Genomic DNA, 17342 nt, shown 5'->3' with positions numbered 1-17342 from the left:
CCGACAGCACCAACCTCCGCAACACACGAATCATTGGAAGGTAGACCGATGGAAAAGCAGAAAGCAACGCTCCAACGACGCGACTTCTTGCGAGGTGCCCTCGCAACCGCGATCCTCCTCCCGCTCGGCGGGACGCTCGCGTCCTGTGTCGGCGGTGGAGGTGGCGCGACCACGACCGGAGGACCCGTCTCGGCGGGCAATCCCTTCGGTATGGCGGCGAACTCGACCGTCGACGCCGTCATCTTCAAGGGCGGTTACGGCATCGAATACACCGAGTTCGCCGGAAAGCTCGTCGAGAAGCAGCAGGCGGGCTCGACGGTCAAGGTGACCGCAGCGACGAACATCGCTCAGACCCTCCAGCCCCGTTTCGTCGCAGGGAACCCGCCGGACGTCATCGACAACAGCGGCGCCGGTCTCATCGGCATCAACACGATCCGCGAGCAGCTCGCTGATCTGACGGACGTCATCGACTCCGAGAACTACGAGGGCAAGGTCATCAAGGACACGCTCTACGCCGGCGTGATCGAGCCGGGCACCTTCGACGGCAAGTTCGTCCAGCTCAACTATGTGCTGACCGTGTACGCGGTCTGGTACTCGGCCGCGCTCTTCGACACCAACGGGTGGGCGCCGCCGAAGACCTGGGCTGAAGCCAAGGACCTCGGAGCGAAGGCCAAGGAGCAGGGCAAGTACCTGTTCGGCTGGGGCACTGAAGCGGCGACGTACTACCAGACCATGGCGATCGCCTCCGCCATCAAGGAGGGCGGCGACGAAGTCCGCCTCGCACTCGAGAACCTCGAGGAGGACTGCTGGTCCAAGCCTGCGGTCCAGTCCGTGTTCACCGCGATGAAGGAGATCATCGACGCCGGCTACGTCAAGCCTGGTGGAGCCGGTACGCAGTTCACGGCGGCCCAGGCTCAATGGAGCAACTCCGAGGACTTCATCCTCTACCCCTCGGGTGGCTGGATCGAGAACGAGATGAAGACCCAGACCAAGGACGGCTTCAAGATGACCGGGGCGCCAGAGCCGACGGTCACCGCCGACTCCGCACTGCCCTACACGGCACTGCACAGTACGGCGGGTGAAGGGTTCATCGTCCCCTCGCAGGGGAAGAACGTCGCGGGTGGCAAGGAGTTCCTGCGGGCCATGCTGTCCAACGACGCGGCGGTCAACTTCGCGAAGACGACCTTCTCGTCGACGATCGTGAAGGACACCATCCCCGAGGATGGATTCGGCTCGACGGCACTGGTGTCGCAGGTCAAGATGCTCGAAGGCGCCGGGAGCGACGTGTTCTCATGGAACTTCGTCGATCTGTACGGCCTCAACACCGACATGCTCGTCCTGTGGAACACCTTCATGCAGGGCGGCTCCGACGTCTCGACGCTGACGAAGGGGCTCCAGGACATCTCCGACAAGGTCCGCAACGACGACTCGGTGGACAAGGTCACGGTCAAATGACGGCTGTCGTCGGCACCCCCATCGGGCGCGCGGGTGGCGGGAAGCCACCCGCCGCCCGGCGGTTGCGCCGCCGTGACTTCACCTTCGATCGGGTCACCTTCTTCCTGGTGTTCCTCATCGTGCCGGTGGTCGGGTACATCGTCTTCGTCGTGTCCCCGTTCGCGCAGGCGGCGTACTACTCGCTCACGAACTGGTCGGGGTTCTCACCGGCGATGGACTTCGTCGGCATCTCCAACTACACGAAGCTCTTCCAGGACGCGACCTTCCTGACGTCGATGACGAACAGCGTCACCCTCGCCATCGTGCTCCCGCTCGTGACCCTCGGGATCGCCTTCCTGTTCGCGTCGCTGATCACCATCGGGGGTCCGAGCAATGGACCGATCCGCGGGTTGCGCAATTCGAGTGTCTACCGTGTCATCACCTTCTTCCCGTACGTGGTACCGGCGATCGTCATCGGCCTCATCTGGAAGCAGATCTACGATCCGTCCTCCGGGTTGTTGAACGGGGTCCTGACGGGGATCGGGCTCAGCAACTTCGAGTCCTTCGCGTGGCTCGGTTCGCCCGACACGGCGATGGTCGCGACGATGTTCGTCATCGTGTGGGGCCTGATCGGGTTCTACACCGTGCTGTTCATCGCAGCGATCAAAGGTGTCCCGGCCGAGATCTACGAGGCCGCGAGGATCGACGGGGCCGGCCGGTTCCGCACCGCGCTGACCATCACGATCCCGCTCATCAGGGACAACATCCAGACGGCCTACATCTACATGGGCATTCTGGCGCTCGACGCCTTCGTCTACATGGCGGCGTTGAATCCAGGCGGCGGGCCGTCGAACTCGACGCTCGTGATGAGCCAGCAGCTCTTCACGACCGCATTCACGAAAGGACAGTTCGGATATGCCTGTGCAATGGGTGTTGTGCTCGCTCTCGTCACGCTCCTGTTCGCCGGAGTGGTGTTCCTCGTGAGTCGACTCACGGGTGGCAGCAACGAGGTGGCGGAATGAGCGCGGGGACGACCGAGACGACCGTGAACCCCACGGTCGTCGGCGACGGACTACGCACTCCGATCCAGCGCAAGCCGACGCCAGGCGACCGCGTCGTGGGGACCGCGTCGCACACCGTCCTGATCATCTGGTCGATCGTCGTCGTGGTGCCACTGCTGTGGACGGTGATGTCGTCGTTCAAGACGAGCTCGGAGATCTTCTCCTCCCCGTTCGCCCTCCCGGCGACCTGGAACTTCGACAACTATGTGAACGCCTGGACCACAGCCGGGATCGGGAGTTTCTTCCTGAACTCGATCGTGGTGGTCTTGGGTGCGCTCGTCGTGACGATGCTGTTCGGATCGATGTGCGCTTACGTGCTCGCGAGGTTCCGCTTCTTCGGCAGCCGGGCCATCTATTACCTGATGCTCGCCGGCCTGACGTTCCCGATCTTCCTCGCGATCGTGCCGTTGTTCTTCGTCCTGCGGAGTCTCGGCCTCCTCAACACCCTGCCGGGACTCATCCTGACCTACGCGGCATTCGCTTTCCCGTTCACCGTGTTCTTCCTCTTCTCCTTCTTCAAGTCGCTGTCGGGTTCCATCGCGGAGGCCGCAGCGCTCGACGGGGCCGGGGAGTGGCGGACGTTCTTCCAGGTGATGCTGCCGATGGCCCGTCCAGGACTCGCGACCGTCGCGATCCTGAACTTCGTCGGGCTGTGGAACCAGTTCCTGCTCCCGGTCGCGCTCAATACCAACCCCCAGAACTACGTGCTCACGCAGGGCATGGCGTCCTTCGCCTCGCAGGCCGGCTACTCGGTCGACTTCGGTGCGCTGTTCGCCGCTTCGGTCATCACGGTCGTGCCGGTGCTCATCGTGTACCTGATCTTCCAGCGTCAGCTGCAGGGTTCGGTCTCGCAAGGCACGGACAAGTAGTTCGTCGGCGTGCGCGTCATCGAGGTCGGACGATGCCTGGAACAATGGATCCAATGAGCCCCCACAACCCAATCGCCGTCGAGATCGCCGTTCAGGATCTGGAGGGCGTCCGAATCGCCATCCGTGAGGGAGCTCAGCGCATCGAGCTGTGCCAGGCGCTCGGATCAGGTGGGCTCACCCCGTCGATCGGCCTGGTGATGTCCGCCGTCCGAGCTGCCGACGAGGCGGGTCTGACCGATTTCGTCCACGTGCTGGTGCGGCCGAGGGAAGGCGGGTTCGTATATTCGCCCGCCGAGGTCGAGGTGATGTCGGGGGACATCCTCGCGCTCGAGGCAGCGGGTGCGGCCGGCATCGTGGTGGGCGCGCTCCGTGCCGATCGCTCGATCGACATGGGGGCGCTCGCCCAGCTGCGTCAGGCGGCCGGATCACTCGCCGTGACGTTCCATCGTGCGCTCGACGCCACCACCGATCCCGTCCGCTCTGCGCAGGAACTCCGTGGGGCCGGCGTGCACCGTGTGCTGACCTCGGGTGGCGCGCGAGCAAGCATCGACGGCGCGGAGAAGCTCGCTGCCATGGTTGCGAACGCCGACGGCGCCATGGAGATCATGGCCGGCGGCGGGGTCACGGTCGACGCGATCCCCACGCTCGTGAGGGCGGGCGTGCACGCCGTGCACCTCTCCGCGCGTCGGCGTGCCGGACGAGTCACCGAGACCGGACCCGGCGGTGGGTCGCCGAGCTACGACATCACCGATGCCACGACCGTGGCACGGGCTGTCGCTGCTGTGCGGCGAGCAGCCGTCGCCGTCTGAACCGTCACCTCCGAGCGGCCTCGGCGCATCGTTCAGAGCGCGATGATGACGAGCGCCGCGATCAGGACGAGTTGACCCAGCAGGCGGGGGATGAGCGGTACGGCGAGCTTGCCGAAACGCTCCGGTCGACGGGCCGCGGCGGCGTTCGCCGGGAACACGGCGATCAGGAACAGGATGAGGCACACCGAGGCCGCGGTCCTCGTGCTCGGCACCAGCAGCCCGAGGCCACCGGCGATCTCGCACACGCCGGTGAATGCGACGAGCATCCGGGGCGTGATCGTCGCACCGCGCATCGGGCCGGGGATCATCGCGGCCATCGTCCTCGCCGGGCCCGGCAGGAAGTGGAGCACGCCCATCACCACGAACATGATCGCGAGGGCGACGGTGAGGACGAGCTGGAGGACGGCGAGGAGACTCATCGGGCCATTCTGCTCCGGTCCCGGGATCCCGTCGCACAAGCGGTCGGCCCGTCGGCGATAGGCTGACTGCATGACTGAGCAGCGGGACGACGACGCGCTGAGCTGGGCCGGAGACGACGACCCGACGCTCGACCCCGCCGGGGACCGCGAGGTGGACCGTTCCAGCGACGAGGCTCTCGAGGAGCTCGCCCCGCAGACGCCGACTGCTCCGCAGCGACCGGCTCCGGTCTCGGGCAGCGTCACGCCCGCACCGTCGGGCAGCGTGCCGCCCGCAGCGAGGGAGCGCTCCACGTCGGTCGTCGACGCTGCCACGTCTTCGGGCGAGCGCGAGCAGATGAGCTCCACCATGCTGGTGACGCTCGGTATCTTCGGCGGCGTCTTCCTGCTCTACAGCGTCGGGTGGCTCATCTCGGCGTTCCGCCCCGATGCCGCCGTCCCGAGCGACACGGTGGGGCAGTTCATGTTCAATCTCGGCCAGGGACTCGCCGTCGCTGCAGGGCCCGTCTGGATGGCCGCGACACTTTGGCTCACGCGTCGCAGCACCCCATGGGTGAGGATCGCGATGCTCCTGCTCGGCGTACTGCTCGTGTTGCCCTGGCCGTTCCTCCGAGGAGTGTGACCGATGACCTCCACCACCGCAGATGACGCCCGTCAGGTACCTGCTGCTCGCGGGAACTGGCTCAACTGGTGCGTCGCCGTGCTCTTCGGGCTCTTCTTCGCCTACGACGTCTTCGAAGCCGTCGGCAACCTGGTCGGCATCCTGTCCACCGCCGACGGCCTGGGTGTCGCAGTCCTCCCGCTGGGATGGATCGTCCTCCTCGGCAGTCTCCTCCTGCCGATCGTCGCCTTCGCGATCGCGTACTGGACCGGCCGTGGACGCAGCTTGGGCGAGCAGGCCCTCCGCTTCCTGGTCGCGCTCTGCGTCGTCGCGGCGATCTCGCTGTCGGTCCTCGCCATGTTCGGCGCACAACAGCTGATCGACCTCTCGTCCTGAGCGGATTCCTTTCCTGATCCGCGCGGCCCGTCACACGACGTCGCGGCGCACGCGGCTCCGATAGGCTTGCCCTGGCCGCCGGACACCGACGTGCTGCCCATCCCCCCGCTACGCGAAGGAACCGTTCCGTGTCGAAACCGGTCGTACTGATCGCCGAAGAACTCTCACCAGCCACCGTCGACGCCCTCGGGCCCGACTTCGAGGTGCGCTCCGTCGACGGGACGGACCGTCCGGCCCTGCTCTCCGCGATCGCCGACGCCGACGCGATCCTGGTCCGCTCTGCGACCAAGGTCGATGAGGAGGCCATCCGAGCCGCCTCGCGTCTGAAGGTCGTCGCCCGCGCGGGTGTCGGACTCGACAACGTCGACATCAAGGCTGCGACCGCGGCCGGAGTCATGGTCGTCAACGCGCCGACCTCGAACATCATCTCCGCCGCGGAGCTGACCGTCGGGCACATCCTGAGCCTCGCCCGCCACATCCCGGCCGCGCACGCCGCGCTCGCACAGGGACAGTGGAAGCGCTCCAAGTACACCGGCACGGAGCTCTACGAGAAGACGATCGGCATCATCGGTCTCGGCCGCATCGGTGCGCTCATCACCGCTCGTCTGCAGGCGTTCGGCACCAACGTCATCGCATACGACCCCTACGTCACCTCGGCGCGCGCTCAGCAGCTCGGCGTGCAGCTCGTCACCCTCGACGAGCTCCTGGAGCAGTCCGACTTCATCACGATCCACATGCCCAAGACCCCCGAGACGACCGGCATGATCGCCGGGCCGCAGTTCGCGCTCATGAAGCCGACCGCGTATGTCGTCAATGTCGCGCGCGGCGGACTCATCGACGAGGACGCCCTGTACGAGGCGCTGTCGAACAACGTCATCGCGGGCGCCGGTCTCGACGTCTTCGTCAGTGAACCCCCGACAGACGTGAAGCTGCTCGGCCTCGAGAACGTGATCGTCACGCCGCACCTCGGCGCATCGACGGACGAAGCGCAGGAGAAGGCTGGCGTCTCGGTCGCCAAGTCGGTGCGCCTGGCACTCGGCGGAGAACTCGTCCCCGACGCCGTCAACGTCGCGGGTGGGGTCATCGACCCCTATGTCCGTCCCGGCATCCCCCTCGTCGAGAAGCTCGGCCAGGTGTTCTCCGCGCTGTCGACGTCCTCGCTCACGAGCGTCGACGTCGAAGTGCACGGTGAGCTGAGCGGCTACGACGTCAGCGTGCTGAAGCTCGCCGCGCTCAAGGGGATCTTCACGAACATCGTCAGCGAGACGGTCTCTTACGTCAACGCCCCGCTGCTCGCCGAGCAGCGGGGGGTCGTGGTGCGTCTGATCACCGACGAGGTGAGCGAGGAGTACCGCAACGTCATCACGCTGCGCGGTGCGTTGAGCGACGGCTCGCAGATCTCGGTCTCCGGCACGCTCACCGGCACGAAGCAGATCGAGAAGATCGTCGAGATCAACGGCTACGACGTCGAGGTGCCGTTCGCGAAGCACCACATCGTCATGGTCTACACCGACCGCCCCGGCATCGTCGCAGTGTACGGACAGCGGTTCGGCGAGGCCGGCATCAACATCGCCGGTATGCAGATCGCCCGTCACGAGGCTGGCGGGCCGGCCCTCAGCGTGCTCACCGTCGACTCCCCGGTCGCCGACGACGTCCTCGAGGCTGTCCGTCAGACGATCGACGCAGCGCTCCTGCGCGAGATCGACATCACCGAGCAGTAGTCCGCTCCGCGTCGAAGCGTCAGTCGGAACTATCGCTCGCGCGCGGGGAGCAGGCGTGCGATGACGGCAAGCAGGCGGTCGATCGATTCGTCGCTGCCTTCTGCGGGATCTGCTGGCCCGGTCCCGAGTTGCGCGGTGTTCGCGTAGAGGCCGTCGGCCATGAGCACGATCGCGCGCGCCGTGTCGGGGTCGCCGACTGCCTCTTCGACGAGCTGTAGCCAGCTGGACCGGATGTCGGCGAGCACGGCGCTCGCCTGGGGGTGTTGCCCCTGTGCAAGGCGGGAGGCGGCGATCAGCGTGCGGTCGAAGGTCGAGCCGCAGTCGACCGACGTCCGGATGAAGTACCCCACGACACCCTCTGGTGCGCTGCGCATGCGCTCGGTGTCGGTGCGGTCGAGTTCGCTGAGGCGCTCGAGTAGTCCTGCGATGAGGGCGTCCTTGCTGCCGAAGTGGTACAGCAGTCCGCCCTTGGACACCCCTGCTGCGGCAGCGACGGCGTCGAGGGTCGCCGCGCGTTCTCCCTGCTCGATGAGGAGTTCGGCGAAGGCGTCGAGAACTCGTTCTCGAGCTGCGGTCTGCTTCACCATGGGTCCATCGTATTCGTGTCGAGACGCGTCGGTCACTTGATACTGTACCGGCTGGACGGTATAGTTGTCGAGACGGCGCCCGACTGGCGCCGTTTCTCCGTGCTCCGAAAGAGGTCATCGTGTCAACCGCAACCGAACCCATCACCGTCGACACTCCGCGTGCCGGCCGCCGTGCTTGGTTCGCGCTCGCCGTCCTCATGCTTCCCGTGCTGCTCGTCTCGGTCGACAACACGGTGCTGAACTTCGCTCTTCCTGCCATCTCCAGTGCGCTCACGCCGACGGGCACACAGCTGCTCTGGGTCGTCGACGTGTACCCACTCGTCCTCGCGGGCCTCCTCGTCTCGATGGGGAGCCTCGGCGATCGTATCGGTCGCCGCAAGCTGCTGCTGATCGGCTCGATCGGCTTCGGTGTGGTGTCGGTTGCAGCAGCTTTCGCCCCGAGCGCTGAGATGCTCATCGCGGCTCGTGCGGCGCTCGGATTCTTCGGCGCGATGCTGATGCCGTCCACGCTGTCGCTCCTGCGGAACATCTTCCTCGACCGTGACCAGCGTCGGTTCGCCATCGCGGTCTGGGCGAGCGGGTTCGCCGCGGGCAGCGCGCTCGGCCCCATCGTCGGCGGCATCATCCTCGAGCACTTCGCGTGGGGCGCGGTCTTCCTCCTCGCTGTCCCGGTGCTCCTCCCGCTGGTCGTGCTGGCCCCCTTCCTCATCCCGGAGTCGAAGGACCCCGACCCGGGGCGGATCGACATCCCGAGCATCCTGCTGATCCTGCTGACGATGACGCCGCTGGTCTTCAGCATCAAGCACCTCGCCGAGTCCGGTTTCGACGCCGTGACGATCGTCACCCTGATCGTCGGTGTCGTGAGCGGGTTCCTGTTCATCCGGCGTCAGCTCCGTCTCGAACACCCACTGCTCGACCTCGGGCTGTTCCGGAAGGCCTCCTTCAGCGGAGCGGTGGTGATCAACCTCCTGAGTGTGACCGCACTCGTCGGCGGGCTGTTCTTCGTCTCGCAGCACCTGCAGCTGGTGCTCGGACTCGAGCCGCTCGACGCCGGTCTCGTCCTGCTCCCCGGGCTCATCGTGATGATCGCCGCCGGACTGGTGATCGTCCCGATCTCGAAGCGGGTGCGTCCGGGCATCGTCGTGCCGATCGCACTGGTCGTCTCGGCGATCGGGTACGCCTCGATCGCGATCACCGGAGGAGACGTCTCCGCGTTCGGCATCGGTCTGGCCTTCGTCGCGCTCGGGCTCGGTATCGGTTCTGCAGAGACGGTGTCGAACGAGCTCATCATCGCGAGTGCGCCTCCCGCGAAGGCGGGCGCGGCATCCGGCGTCTCAGAGACTGCGTACGAACTCGGTGCGGTGCTCGGCACGGCGACCCTCGGAACGGTGCTCACCGCGTCCTACCGTTCCTCGGTCGTCCTGCCGGAAGGACTGACCGAGGCCCAGCAGCACGCTGCGGGGGAGACGCTGGGCGGCGCAGCGAACGTGGCGGAGCAGCTTCCGATCGATCTCGCGAACTCGCTCATGGAATCGGCGCGCCATGCGTTCGACAGCGGTGTCGGGGTCGCCGCCTGGATCGGCGTCGGCCTCATCATCGGCGCGATGGTCGTGGCGGCGATCGGGCTGCGGCGCGTACGCTGACCTCGTCCAGATCGTGCCACCGGTCATCCGGTGGCACGATCGGTGGGCGGGCTCCGGCGATAAGCTGAGCGGACACCGTCGTCGCATCCACAGGAGTCCCATGTCCCGCACCGTCAAGCTCGCAGTCATCCCCGGCGATGGAATCGGCCCGGAGGTCGTGAGTGAGGCGCTCAAGGTCCTCGAGGCCGCGGTCTCCGACGGAGACGTCCACTTCGAACAGACACCGTTCTCCCTCGGTGCCGCGCGATACCTGGAGACCGGCGACGTGTTGACCGACGATGACCTCGCCGCAATCTCCTCCCATGACGCGATCCTCCTCGGTGCAGTGGGCGGAGTGCCGGGCGACCCACGACTCGCGAACGCGAACATCGAGCGCGGCCTGCTGCTCAAGCTGCGTTTCAGCCTGGACCACTACGTCAACCTGCGTCCGACCGTCGTGTACCCGGGTGTCCCCAGTCCGCTCAGCGAGCCGGGCGACGTCGACTTCGTCGTCGTGCGCGAGGGGACCGAGGGTCCGTACGTCGGCAACGGCGGCACGATCCGTCAAGGGACGCCGCACGAGATCGCCAACGAGGTCTCGGTCAACACCGCATACGGCGTCGAGCGTGTCGTCCGGTACGCCTTCGCCGCCGCCGCAGCTCGCCGCGGCACCCTCACTCTCGTGCACAAGACGAACGTGCTCGTCTTCTCGGGCTCGCTCTGGAAGCGCATCGTCGACGCCGTCGCCGTCGACTTCCCGGATGTCGTCGTCGACTACCTCCACGTCGACGCCGCGACCATCTTCCTCGTCACGGATCCTGCTAAGTTTGACGTCATCGTCACGGACAACCTCTTCGGCGACATCCTCACCGATCTGGCCGGCGCGATCAGCGGCGGCATCGGACTCGCGGCCTCGGGAAACATCAACCCGGACGGCACGTACCCGAGCATGTTCGAGCCCGTCCACGGATCGGCGCCCGACATCGCCGGGAAGCAGCTGGCCGACCCGACCGCCGCCATCCTCTCCGTCTCCCTGATGCTGTCGCACCTGGGGCTGGAGGTCGAGGCGGCCCGAGTCGCCGCCGCCGTCACCGCCGACATCGCTGCTCGCACCGGCGCAGCGCGCACGACGACCGAGGTCGGCGACGCGATCGCCGCACTCGCGACGGCACGGTAGACGGCGCACAATAGACACGCAGATCCCGACGGAAGACACCACGATGACGATCAACCTCCCCCTGGCGCAGCGCGAGCTCGCGTTCTCCGTGACCCCCAACGAGCAGCCGGTGCCCGACGCTGATCGCGATGCGATCCTCGCGAACCCTGGCTTCGGACAGCACTTCACCGACCACATGGTCGATATCTGCTGGTCCGAACGCGGCGGCTGGCACCGGCCGCGTGTGCAGCCCTACGGGCCGATCTCGCTCGACCCGGCCGCAGCGGTACTCCACTACGCGCAGGAGATCTTCGAGGGATTGAAGGCCTACCGCCACGCCGACGGTTCGATCTGGTCGTTCCGGCCGGACGCCAACGGACGTCGCCTGCAGCGATCGGCCAAGCGCCTCGCCTTGCCTGAGCTGCCCGTCGAGTACTTCGTGGAGTCCATCAAGCAGCTCGTCGCGGTCGACGGTGCGTGGGTTCCCTCTGCGCCTGAGACCAGCCTCTACCTGCGGCCCTTCATGTTCGCGAAGGAGGCGTTCCTCGGTGTGCGTCCCGCGAAGAAGGTCAACTACTACGTGATCGCGAGCCCTGCGGGTGCGTACTTCACGGGCGGTGTCACGCCCGTTTCCATCTGGCTCTCGACCGACTACAGTCGGGCCGGCAAGGGCGGTACCGGGGCAGCGAAGACCGGCGGCAACTATGCTTCGTCGCTGCTGCCGCAGGCTGAAGCGCACGAGCACGGTTGTGCTCAGGTGCTCTTCCTGGATGCACAGGAGGCGACCTACATCGAAGAGCTCGGCGGCATGAACGTGGTCCTCGTCAAGAAGGACGGGACGCTCGTCACCCCCGATTCGGACTCGATCCTCGAGGGCATCACGAGGGACAGCATCCTGCAGCTCGCGGAGGACCGAGGGCACACCGTCGAACGTCGGAAGGTCACGATCGATGAGTGGCGCGACGGCGTGGAGAACGGTGACATCGTCGAGGTGTTCGCCTGCGGCACCGCTGCCGTGGTCACGCCCATCGCCCAGCTCAAGGCCAAGGACTTCACCGTGGGCGACGCGGATGCCCCTGCGGGCGAGCTCACCATGTCGCTCCGACAGGAGCTGACCGACATCCAGTACGGCAGGCTTCCTGACCGCCACGGCTGGCTGACGCGTCTCGACGCCGAGTAGGCGATGCGGGGCGAATTGCTCCGAGCACACTGGGAAGCCCCGCACGAAGGTGCGGGGCTTCCGTGCTTCGCCAGGCGGGCGGGATAGGGTGGAATGGTGAAAATCGCACGCTTCAGCCACGACCAGGCCATCCGATACGGGATCATCGACGACGGAGATCTCGTCGTCCTCGACGGCGATCCGCTCTACTCGGGCTTCGAGCCGACGGGGGAGCGCGTGCCACTGGCGGATGCGACGCTCCTCGCCCCGGTCATCCCACGGTCGAAGGTCGTCGCGGTCGGGAAGAACTATCGCGATCATGCTGCGGAGATGGGTGGCGAGGCTCCCGCCGAGCCGCTGCTGTTCCTGAAGCCCAACACCTCGGTCATCGGCCCTGGCGATTCTGTCATCTTCCCCAAGCAGTCGGAACGCATCGACTTCGAGGGTGAACTCGCCATCGTGATCGGCGGTGTGGCGAAGAACGTCAGTGCGGATCGCGCCGACGAGGTCATCTTCGGCTACACGATCGCAAACGACGTGACTGCTCGCGATCTGCAGGAAGCAGACGGCCAGTGGGCTCGTGCGAAGGGCTTCGACACCTTCTGCCCGCTCGGACCGTACATCGAGACGGAGTTCTCCTTCGACGGGGCGACGATCGAGACGCGTGTCGACGGAGAGGTGCGTCAGCATGCTCCGCTGTCCGACATGGTGCACTCCATCGGAGCCATCGTCGAGTACGCGTCCGCCGTCTGGACACTGCTGCCCGGTGACGTCATCCTGACCGGGACCCCGGCCGGCGTCGGACCGTTCACCGACGGTCAGGTCGTCGAGGTCGAGGTCTCCGGTATCGGCATCCTCCGCAACGCGGGCCGCCGACCCTAGTCCCGCGGGCGGCCGAGCGCCGTCAGGGCGGCAGAGACGTCGTCGTCCGTGTTCCACAGGTGGAACGCGACCCGGGCTCGTCCGGCGCGGCCAGAAGCGGTGATGCCGGCGGTTTGGAGGGCCCGCAGGTCTCGGCCGTCGGGGTCCGGCCAGGTGACGATGGCCGAGGCCAGCTCGGGGGTCCGAGGCCCGGGCAGGCCGAGGCCCGCTGCCATCCGGCCCGCGAGCCTGACGTCGTGTGCTCGGACCTCCTCCTGGTCGACCTCGGCGAAGAGCGCGATGGCGGATTCCGCCCCGACCCACGCCTGCCACGCGGGGGAGACGTCGAACCGTCTGGCGTCCCCAGCGAGGTGCAGGGACGGCCCGTAGCAGGACGACCAGACGTCGTCGCCCGAGTACCAGCCGGCCTGGACCGGGCGCAACCGGTCGAGGACCTCGTCGCGAACCGTCATGAACGCGACACCGCGGGGTGAGCACAACCACTTGTACGCGTGGCAGACGGTGATGTCGTCACCGGAGGCGTCCACGGGTAGCCATCCGGCCGCCTGGGTGACGTCGGAGAGGGTGAGCGCGCCATGATCTGCGGCTGCAGCGCGGATGGCCGCGATGTCCGCGACGGCTCCGCTCGACGACTGCACGGCTGAATACGCGACGAGCCAGGTCGAGGCCGTGACGTGTTCGGCCAACTGGTCGAGCGATGCGTGGCGCACCCGGACCCCCCGGTGCGCATGCATCAGGAACGGGGCGATCAGGGAACTGAAGTCGCCGTCGACGCAGAGGATGTCCGCCCCGTCGGGTACTGAGGCTGCGACCACCGACACCATGGCCGAGGTCTGCGACCCGATCGCGACGTTCCGCAGGGGGATACCGACGAGGCTCGCGTATGAGGCGCGGACCCGCTCCACCAGAACGCCGTAGGAGGCGGCATCCGTTCGAGCATCCCGCCAAGCGGCGAGGTCCACGGCCAAGGCCTCCGTGGTGCCGAGGGTCGGGAGCCCGAGTGTGCACGCTGCGAGGTAGCCGCGCACGCCGGGGAACTGGGCGCGGGCGTCGTCGAGGGTCATGGTGGGCATGTCACCAGTCTTCCGAGCCTCAAAACATGCGACAAGAAGCAGTTTCAGATGCGATACATAACCGTGGGTTATGATTCTTCGATGTCGAACCTGGTCATCGGATCACCGGCCGCGCAACTCGAGCCGGGTGCTGTACTCGTGGTGGGCGCGGTCGCCGTGACGGGTTCGATCACCGGTGCCGCCCGCGCGCTCGGGTTGAGCCAGCCTGCCGTCAGCCAGCAGCTGAGACGTCTGGAGCAGCGCCTCGGGATGCCGGTCGTCGAACGGGTCGGGCGCGGGGTGCGGTTGACCGAGGCGGGAGGAGTCCTCGCCAGGCACGCCGTCGTCGTCGACCGTGCGCTCCATGCCGCGTCGGAGGAGATCGCGGCTCTGGCGGGCTTGCGCAGTGGCCGAGTGCGCCTCGTGGCCTTCCCGTCCGCCTCGTCGATGCTCGTGCCGGACCTGCTCGCACGACTGGCGCTGGAGCACCCCGGGATCGGAGTGACGTTCGTCGAGGCGGAGCCGCCGGAGGCGGTGCTGGCCGTGCGCGCGGGTGAGGCCGACGTCGCCATCACCTTCAGCTATCCGGGGGATCCCGACGATCCGCACCACGACAGCGCGCTGGGGCTGCGGGTGCGTCCGCTCGGTTCCGACCCGATGCGCGTCGTGCTCCCTGCCGATCATGCCGAGGCGCAGGCCGGCGCCGTGTCGTTGCACGCGTTGCGCGGCGAACGATGGATCGCCGGGTGCCCTCGATGCCGCGGGCACCTGCTGGGGCTCTGTCGGGCGAGCGGGTTCGAGCCGGAGATCGCCCATGAGACCGACAACGCGATCGCCGTGACGGCGCTCGTCGCCGCAGGTCTCGGCGTCGCGCTCCTCCCGACCCTCGCGCTCGACGCCGCCCAACTGCCGACCGGCGTGGTCGCCCGTCCCACAGCCAACGCCGATGACCGCGCGCTCCATCTGGTCAGTGCGGCGGGCGCCGAACACATTCCGGCCGTCGCGGCGGTCATGCGGATCGCCGCGTACAGCGGCTCGACGGCTAGGATTGCAGGCGATGTCTGACACGATTACGCACCCCTTCTCCGACGCCGCCGGCTCCGATGTCCGCGTCCGGTTCTGTCCGTCGCCCACCGGGACCCCGCACGTCGGTCTCATCCGCACGGCACTGTTCAACTGGGCCTACGCACGGCACACGGGCGGGAAGCTCGTCTTCCGGATCGAGGACACAGATGCGGCTCGAGACAGCGAGGAGAGCTACGAACAGCTCGTCGACGCCCTGAGCTGGCTCCGTCTCGACTGGGATGAAGGCGTCGGTGTCGGCGGGCCCTACGAGCCCTACCGCCAGTCGCAGCGCACTGACATCTACACCGACGTCATCGAGCGGCTCACCGCTGCAGGCCACCTGTACGAGAGCTTCTCGAACGCAGAGGAGATCGACGCCCGCAACGAGGCCGCAGGTCGTCCGAAGCAGTTCGGCTACGACAACTTCGACCGCGATCTCACCGACGAACAGCGTGCGGCGTTCCGCGCGGAGGGCCGCGAGCCCGCCCTGCGACTGCGGGTGGCCGATGAAGACCTGAGCTTCGACGACCTCGTACGCGGCGAGATCACCTTCCCGGCTGGTTCCTTCACCGATTTCGTGCTCGTGCGCCCGAACGGGAAACCGCTCTACACGCTCGTGAACCCGGTGGACGACGCCATCATGCAGATCACGCACGTCCTCCGTGGCGAGGACATCCTGCCGTCGACGCCGCGTCAGATCGCGCTGTACCACGCACTGATCGACATCGGGCTCACCTCCTTCGTGCCGCGCTTCGGCCACCTCCCGTACGTCATGGGAGATGGCAACAAGAAGCTCTCGAAACGCGATCCCGAAGCGAACCTCTTCCACCACCGCGATCGTGGGTTCGTGCCGGAAGGACTCATCAACTACCTCGCTCTGCTCGGCTGGTCGCTGAGCGCCGACCGTGACGTGTTCTCGATCGCGGAGATGATCGAGGCGTTCGACGTCGTCGACGTCAACCCGAACCCGGCGCGGTTCGACCTCAAGAAGGCCGAATCGATCAACGGCGATCACATCCGCCTCCTCGCGCCCGAGGATTTCCTGGCGCGCATCGTCCCGTACCTCGTCCACGAGGGAGTCGTGTCGGAGCCGGTCGGGCCGGCTGAACTTGCGGTCCTCGAACAGGCGGCGCCGCTCATCCAGGAGCGCATCGCGCTGCTCGGGGAGGCGCCGGCGCTGCTCGGCTTCCTGTTCATCGATGTCGCTGAGCTCGAGTACCAGGAGGACGCGCTGAAGGGTCTTCCTGCCAACGCCGGGGAAGTGCTCGCCGCATCGATCGGCGCCCTCGAACTCGTGCCGGAGGCGGAGTGGACCGCCGCTGCCATCCAGGAGTCCCTCGCCGGAGCCCTCATCGATGGGCTCGGTCTCAAGCCGCGCATCGCCTACGGCCCGCTGCGGGTCGCGGCGTCCGGCCGCCGAATCTCGCCCCCACTGTTCGAGTCGCTTGAGATCCTCGGTAAGCGCGGGTCGATCGCGCGTCTGGATCGGCTCTCGGCACACCTCGCGTCGTGAGCGAGTCCTACGACGTCGTCGTGATCGGAGGGGGGCCCGCCGGACTCTCGGCGGCCCTGAACCTCGCGCGAGCCCGCCGCCGAGTGCTCGTCCTGGACAGTAATCGGCCACGCCATGCCGCGACGCTGTTGTCCCATGGGTTCCTCACTCGTGACGGCATCCCGCCCCTCGACCTCCGACGACTCGCCCGGGAGGAGGTCGCCGCCTACGCGAATGCCGAGATCCAGTTCGCGCTCGTGCAGGACGTCGAGGCGGTCGACGACGGCTTCCGCGTGATCGCGCAGGGGGTGCGAGGCGAACCCGATCGTGACGTCCGGACACAGACGGTAGTTGTCGCGACCGGATTGACGGAGACGCTTCCCAAGCTCACGAACATGCGTGCCTTCTACGGCACGGATCTACACAGCTGCGTCGAATGCGACGGCTTCGAGAAGGCCGATCTGCCGCTTGCGTTGATCGGCGAGTCGGCAGACCTCGCGGAGTGGGCACTGCTCATCGCCCAGTGGTCGGAAGACCTCGTCGTGTTCACGAACGGGGTCGGTTCGGTCTCCGCCGCCGAGGAGGCTGCGCTGCGATCGGCCGGGATCGTCGTCGAGCGGCGGCCCATCACCGAACTCGCCGGTGGTCGCGACGGATTCACAGGGGTCGTGCTCGACGGCGGCGAGACGATCGCCCGGGCAGCCGGCTTCGTCAGGCCGGCATGGTCGGCGCCGTTGGAGTACCTCGACACTCTGCCGCTCGATCGTGATGCTGACGGCTACGTCGTCATCGACGGTTGGGGCCGCACGACGGTCCCGGGTGTCTATGCGGCGGGAGACATCACGCCACCTGGGCCTCAGCAACTGATCGTTGCAGCGGGGAACGGCGCCAGGGTCGCTCGAGCGTTGAACCGAGACCTTGCGGGAGTTCCGGGCTGATCCGCTGGACGCGACGCGCCCGGGACGCATCGATTTGAGACGTCTGCCTTCGTAGGCTAGAGTTGTTCTTCGGTCGGGGCTT

The 17342-nt window shown here is 67.1% G+C and carries 17 protein-coding genes; 14 read left to right on the top strand and 3 right to left on the bottom strand.

The window, feature by feature from the left end; genetic code table 11:
• Nucleotides 1-48 precede the first annotated feature (48 nt).
• The 4 genes from ngcE to ABMA10_RS13720 are packed head-to-tail and all read left to right on the top strand — an operon-like array spanning nt 49 to nt 4173.
• Nucleotides 49-1455 (top strand): N-acetylglucosamine/diacetylchitobiose ABC transporter substrate-binding protein, encoded by a 1407-nt coding sequence (ngcE, locus tag ABMA10_RS13735; RefSeq protein ID WP_347869209.1) that lies wholly within the window; start codon nt 49-51, stop codon nt 1453-1455.
• Nucleotides 1452-2456: a carbohydrate ABC transporter permease gene (locus ABMA10_RS13730; protein ID WP_347869210.1), complete on the top strand. Its 1005-nt coding sequence runs from the start codon at nt 1452-1454 to the stop codon at nt 2454-2456. The genes ngcE and ABMA10_RS13730 overlap by 4 nt, the downstream gene beginning before the upstream one ends.
• The gene (locus ABMA10_RS13725) at nt 2453-3364 is read left to right on the top strand and encodes a carbohydrate ABC transporter permease (protein WP_347869211.1); all 912 of its coding nucleotides are present in this window, start codon (nt 2453-2455) and stop codon (nt 3362-3364) included. Before ABMA10_RS13730 ends, ABMA10_RS13725 begins: the two co-directional genes overlap by 4 nt.
• A 53-nt stretch (nt 3365-3417) precedes the next feature.
• Nucleotides 3418-4173, top strand: coding sequence for a copper homeostasis protein CutC (locus ABMA10_RS13720; RefSeq protein ID WP_347869212.1), 756 nt, complete (start codon nt 3418-3420; stop codon nt 4171-4173).
• A 32-nt stretch (nt 4174-4205) separates the two neighbouring features.
• Here the strand turns inward: ABMA10_RS13720 and ABMA10_RS13715 are convergent, their stop codons facing one another.
• Entirely contained in the window at nt 4206-4592 is a 387-nt protein-coding gene (locus ABMA10_RS13715; RefSeq protein ID WP_347869213.1) for a DoxX family protein, read from the bottom strand.
• 70 nt (nt 4593-4662) lie between these two features.
• Here ABMA10_RS13715 and ABMA10_RS13710 point away from each other — a divergent pair, with 70 nt between their 5' ends.
• From ABMA10_RS13710 to serA, 3 genes are all read left to right on the top strand, one after another.
• Entirely contained in the window at nt 4663-5211 is a 549-nt protein-coding gene (locus ABMA10_RS13710; protein WP_347869214.1) for a hypothetical protein, read from the top strand.
• Between the two features lie 3 nt (nt 5212-5214).
• Nucleotides 5215-5586, top strand: coding sequence for a hypothetical protein (locus tag ABMA10_RS13705; protein WP_347869215.1), 372 nt, complete (start codon nt 5215-5217; stop codon nt 5584-5586).
• Nucleotides 5587-5714: 128 nt separating this feature from the next.
• Complete coding sequence (serA, locus tag ABMA10_RS13700) at nt 5715-7307, top strand: phosphoglycerate dehydrogenase (protein WP_347869216.1); 1593 nt, start codon at nt 5715-5717, stop codon at nt 7305-7307.
• Between the two features lie 29 nt (nt 7308-7336).
• Here the strand turns inward: serA and ABMA10_RS13695 are convergent, their stop codons facing one another.
• The gene (locus ABMA10_RS13695; protein ID WP_347869217.1) at nt 7337-7894 is read right to left on the bottom strand and encodes a TetR/AcrR family transcriptional regulator; all 558 of its coding nucleotides are present in this window, start codon (nt 7892-7894) and stop codon (nt 7337-7339) included.
• 119 nt (nt 7895-8013) lie between these two features.
• Between ABMA10_RS13695 and ABMA10_RS13690 the strand changes: the two genes are divergently transcribed.
• The 4 genes from ABMA10_RS13690 (at nt 8014) to ABMA10_RS13675 (ending at nt 12713) form a co-directional block, all read left to right on the top strand.
• Nucleotides 8014-9537 carry an MFS transporter gene (locus tag ABMA10_RS13690; RefSeq protein ID WP_347869218.1) on the top strand — a complete coding sequence of 508 codons (1524 nt, stop codon included), beginning with the start codon at nt 8014-8016 and terminating at the stop codon, nt 9535-9537.
• Nucleotides 9538-9637: 100 nt separating this feature from the next.
• The gene (locus ABMA10_RS13685) at nt 9638-10693 is read left to right on the top strand and encodes a 3-isopropylmalate dehydrogenase (RefSeq protein ID WP_347869219.1); all 1056 of its coding nucleotides are present in this window, start codon (nt 9638-9640) and stop codon (nt 10691-10693) included.
• A 43-nt stretch (nt 10694-10736) separates the two neighbouring features.
• A complete protein-coding gene (locus ABMA10_RS13680) occupies nt 10737-11852 on the top strand; it encodes a branched-chain amino acid aminotransferase (RefSeq protein ID WP_347869220.1) in 1116 nt (371 codons plus the stop codon).
• Between the two features lie 96 nt (nt 11853-11948).
• Complete coding sequence (locus ABMA10_RS13675; protein ID WP_347869221.1) at nt 11949-12713, top strand: fumarylacetoacetate hydrolase family protein; 765 nt, start codon at nt 11949-11951, stop codon at nt 12711-12713.
• Here the strand turns inward: ABMA10_RS13675 and ABMA10_RS13670 are convergent.
• Nucleotides 12710-13786: an aminotransferase class V-fold PLP-dependent enzyme gene (locus ABMA10_RS13670; RefSeq protein WP_414693682.1), complete on the bottom strand. Its 1077-nt coding sequence runs from the start codon at nt 13784-13786 to the stop codon at nt 12710-12712. The genes ABMA10_RS13675 and ABMA10_RS13670 overlap by 4 nt on opposite strands.
• An 81-nt stretch (nt 13787-13867) precedes the next feature.
• Between ABMA10_RS13670 and ABMA10_RS13665 the strand changes: the two genes are divergently transcribed.
• The 3 genes from ABMA10_RS13665 to ABMA10_RS13655 are packed head-to-tail and all read left to right on the top strand — an operon-like array spanning nt 13868 to nt 17260.
• The gene (locus ABMA10_RS13665; protein WP_347869222.1) at nt 13868-14830 is read left to right on the top strand and encodes a LysR family transcriptional regulator; all 963 of its coding nucleotides are present in this window, start codon (nt 13868-13870) and stop codon (nt 14828-14830) included.
• On the top strand, nt 14823-16343 hold the full coding sequence (gene gltX / locus ABMA10_RS13660) for a glutamate--tRNA ligase (RefSeq protein ID WP_347869223.1): 1521 nt from the start codon (nt 14823-14825) through the stop codon (nt 16341-16343). Before ABMA10_RS13665 ends, gltX begins: the two co-directional genes overlap by 8 nt.
• Entirely contained in the window at nt 16340-17260 is a 921-nt protein-coding gene (locus ABMA10_RS13655; protein WP_347869224.1) for an NAD(P)/FAD-dependent oxidoreductase, read from the top strand. The genes gltX and ABMA10_RS13655 overlap by 4 nt, the downstream gene beginning before the upstream one ends.
• Nucleotides 17261-17342: the final 82 nt, after the last annotated feature.

It is taken from the genome of Plantibacter sp. RU18 (assembly GCF_050613355.1).
GTDB lineage: Bacteria > Actinomycetota > Actinomycetes > Actinomycetales > Microbacteriaceae > Plantibacter.
Note: the sequence above shows the minus strand (reverse complement) of the source record. Positions and strands in the feature narration are given on the sequence as shown.

What these genes read in the sequence shown, in the direction of transcription:
- ngcE (WP_347869209.1), top strand. Translation starts at nt 49, where the DNA reads ATGGAAAAGCAGAAAGCAACGCTCCAACGACGCGACTTCTTGCGAGGT.
- ABMA10_RS13695 (WP_347869217.1), bottom strand. Translation starts at nt 7,894, where the DNA reads ATGGTGAAGCAGACCGCAGCTCGAGAACGAGTTCTCGACGCCTTCGCC.
- ABMA10_RS13680 (WP_347869220.1), top strand. Translation starts at nt 10,737, where the DNA reads ATGACGATCAACCTCCCCCTGGCGCAGCGCGAGCTCGCGTTCTCCGTG.
- ABMA10_RS13725 (WP_347869211.1), top strand. Translation starts at nt 2,453, where the DNA reads ATGAGCGCGGGGACGACCGAGACGACCGTGAACCCCACGGTCGTCGGC.
- ABMA10_RS13715 (WP_347869213.1), bottom strand. Translation starts at nt 4,592, where the DNA reads ATGAGTCTCCTCGCCGTCCTCCAGCTCGTCCTCACCGTCGCCCTCGCG.
- gltX (WP_347869223.1), top strand. Translation starts at nt 14,823, where the DNA reads ATGTCTGACACGATTACGCACCCCTTCTCCGACGCCGCCGGCTCCGAT.
- ABMA10_RS13670 (WP_414693682.1), bottom strand. Translation starts at nt 13,786, where the DNA reads ATGCCCACCATGACCCTCGACGACGCCCGCGCCCAGTTCCCCGGCGTG.
- ABMA10_RS13710 (WP_347869214.1), top strand. Translation starts at nt 4,663, where the DNA reads ATGACTGAGCAGCGGGACGACGACGCGCTGAGCTGGGCCGGAGACGAC.
- ABMA10_RS13720 (WP_347869212.1), top strand. Translation starts at nt 3,418, where the DNA reads ATGAGCCCCCACAACCCAATCGCCGTCGAGATCGCCGTTCAGGATCTG.
- ABMA10_RS13685 (WP_347869219.1), top strand. Translation starts at nt 9,638, where the DNA reads ATGTCCCGCACCGTCAAGCTCGCAGTCATCCCCGGCGATGGAATCGGC.
- ABMA10_RS13665 (WP_347869222.1), top strand. Translation starts at nt 13,868, where the DNA reads ATGTCGAACCTGGTCATCGGATCACCGGCCGCGCAACTCGAGCCGGGT.
- ABMA10_RS13730 (WP_347869210.1), top strand. Translation starts at nt 1,452, where the DNA reads ATGACGGCTGTCGTCGGCACCCCCATCGGGCGCGCGGGTGGCGGGAAG.
- ABMA10_RS13705 (WP_347869215.1), top strand. Translation starts at nt 5,215, where the DNA reads ATGACCTCCACCACCGCAGATGACGCCCGTCAGGTACCTGCTGCTCGC.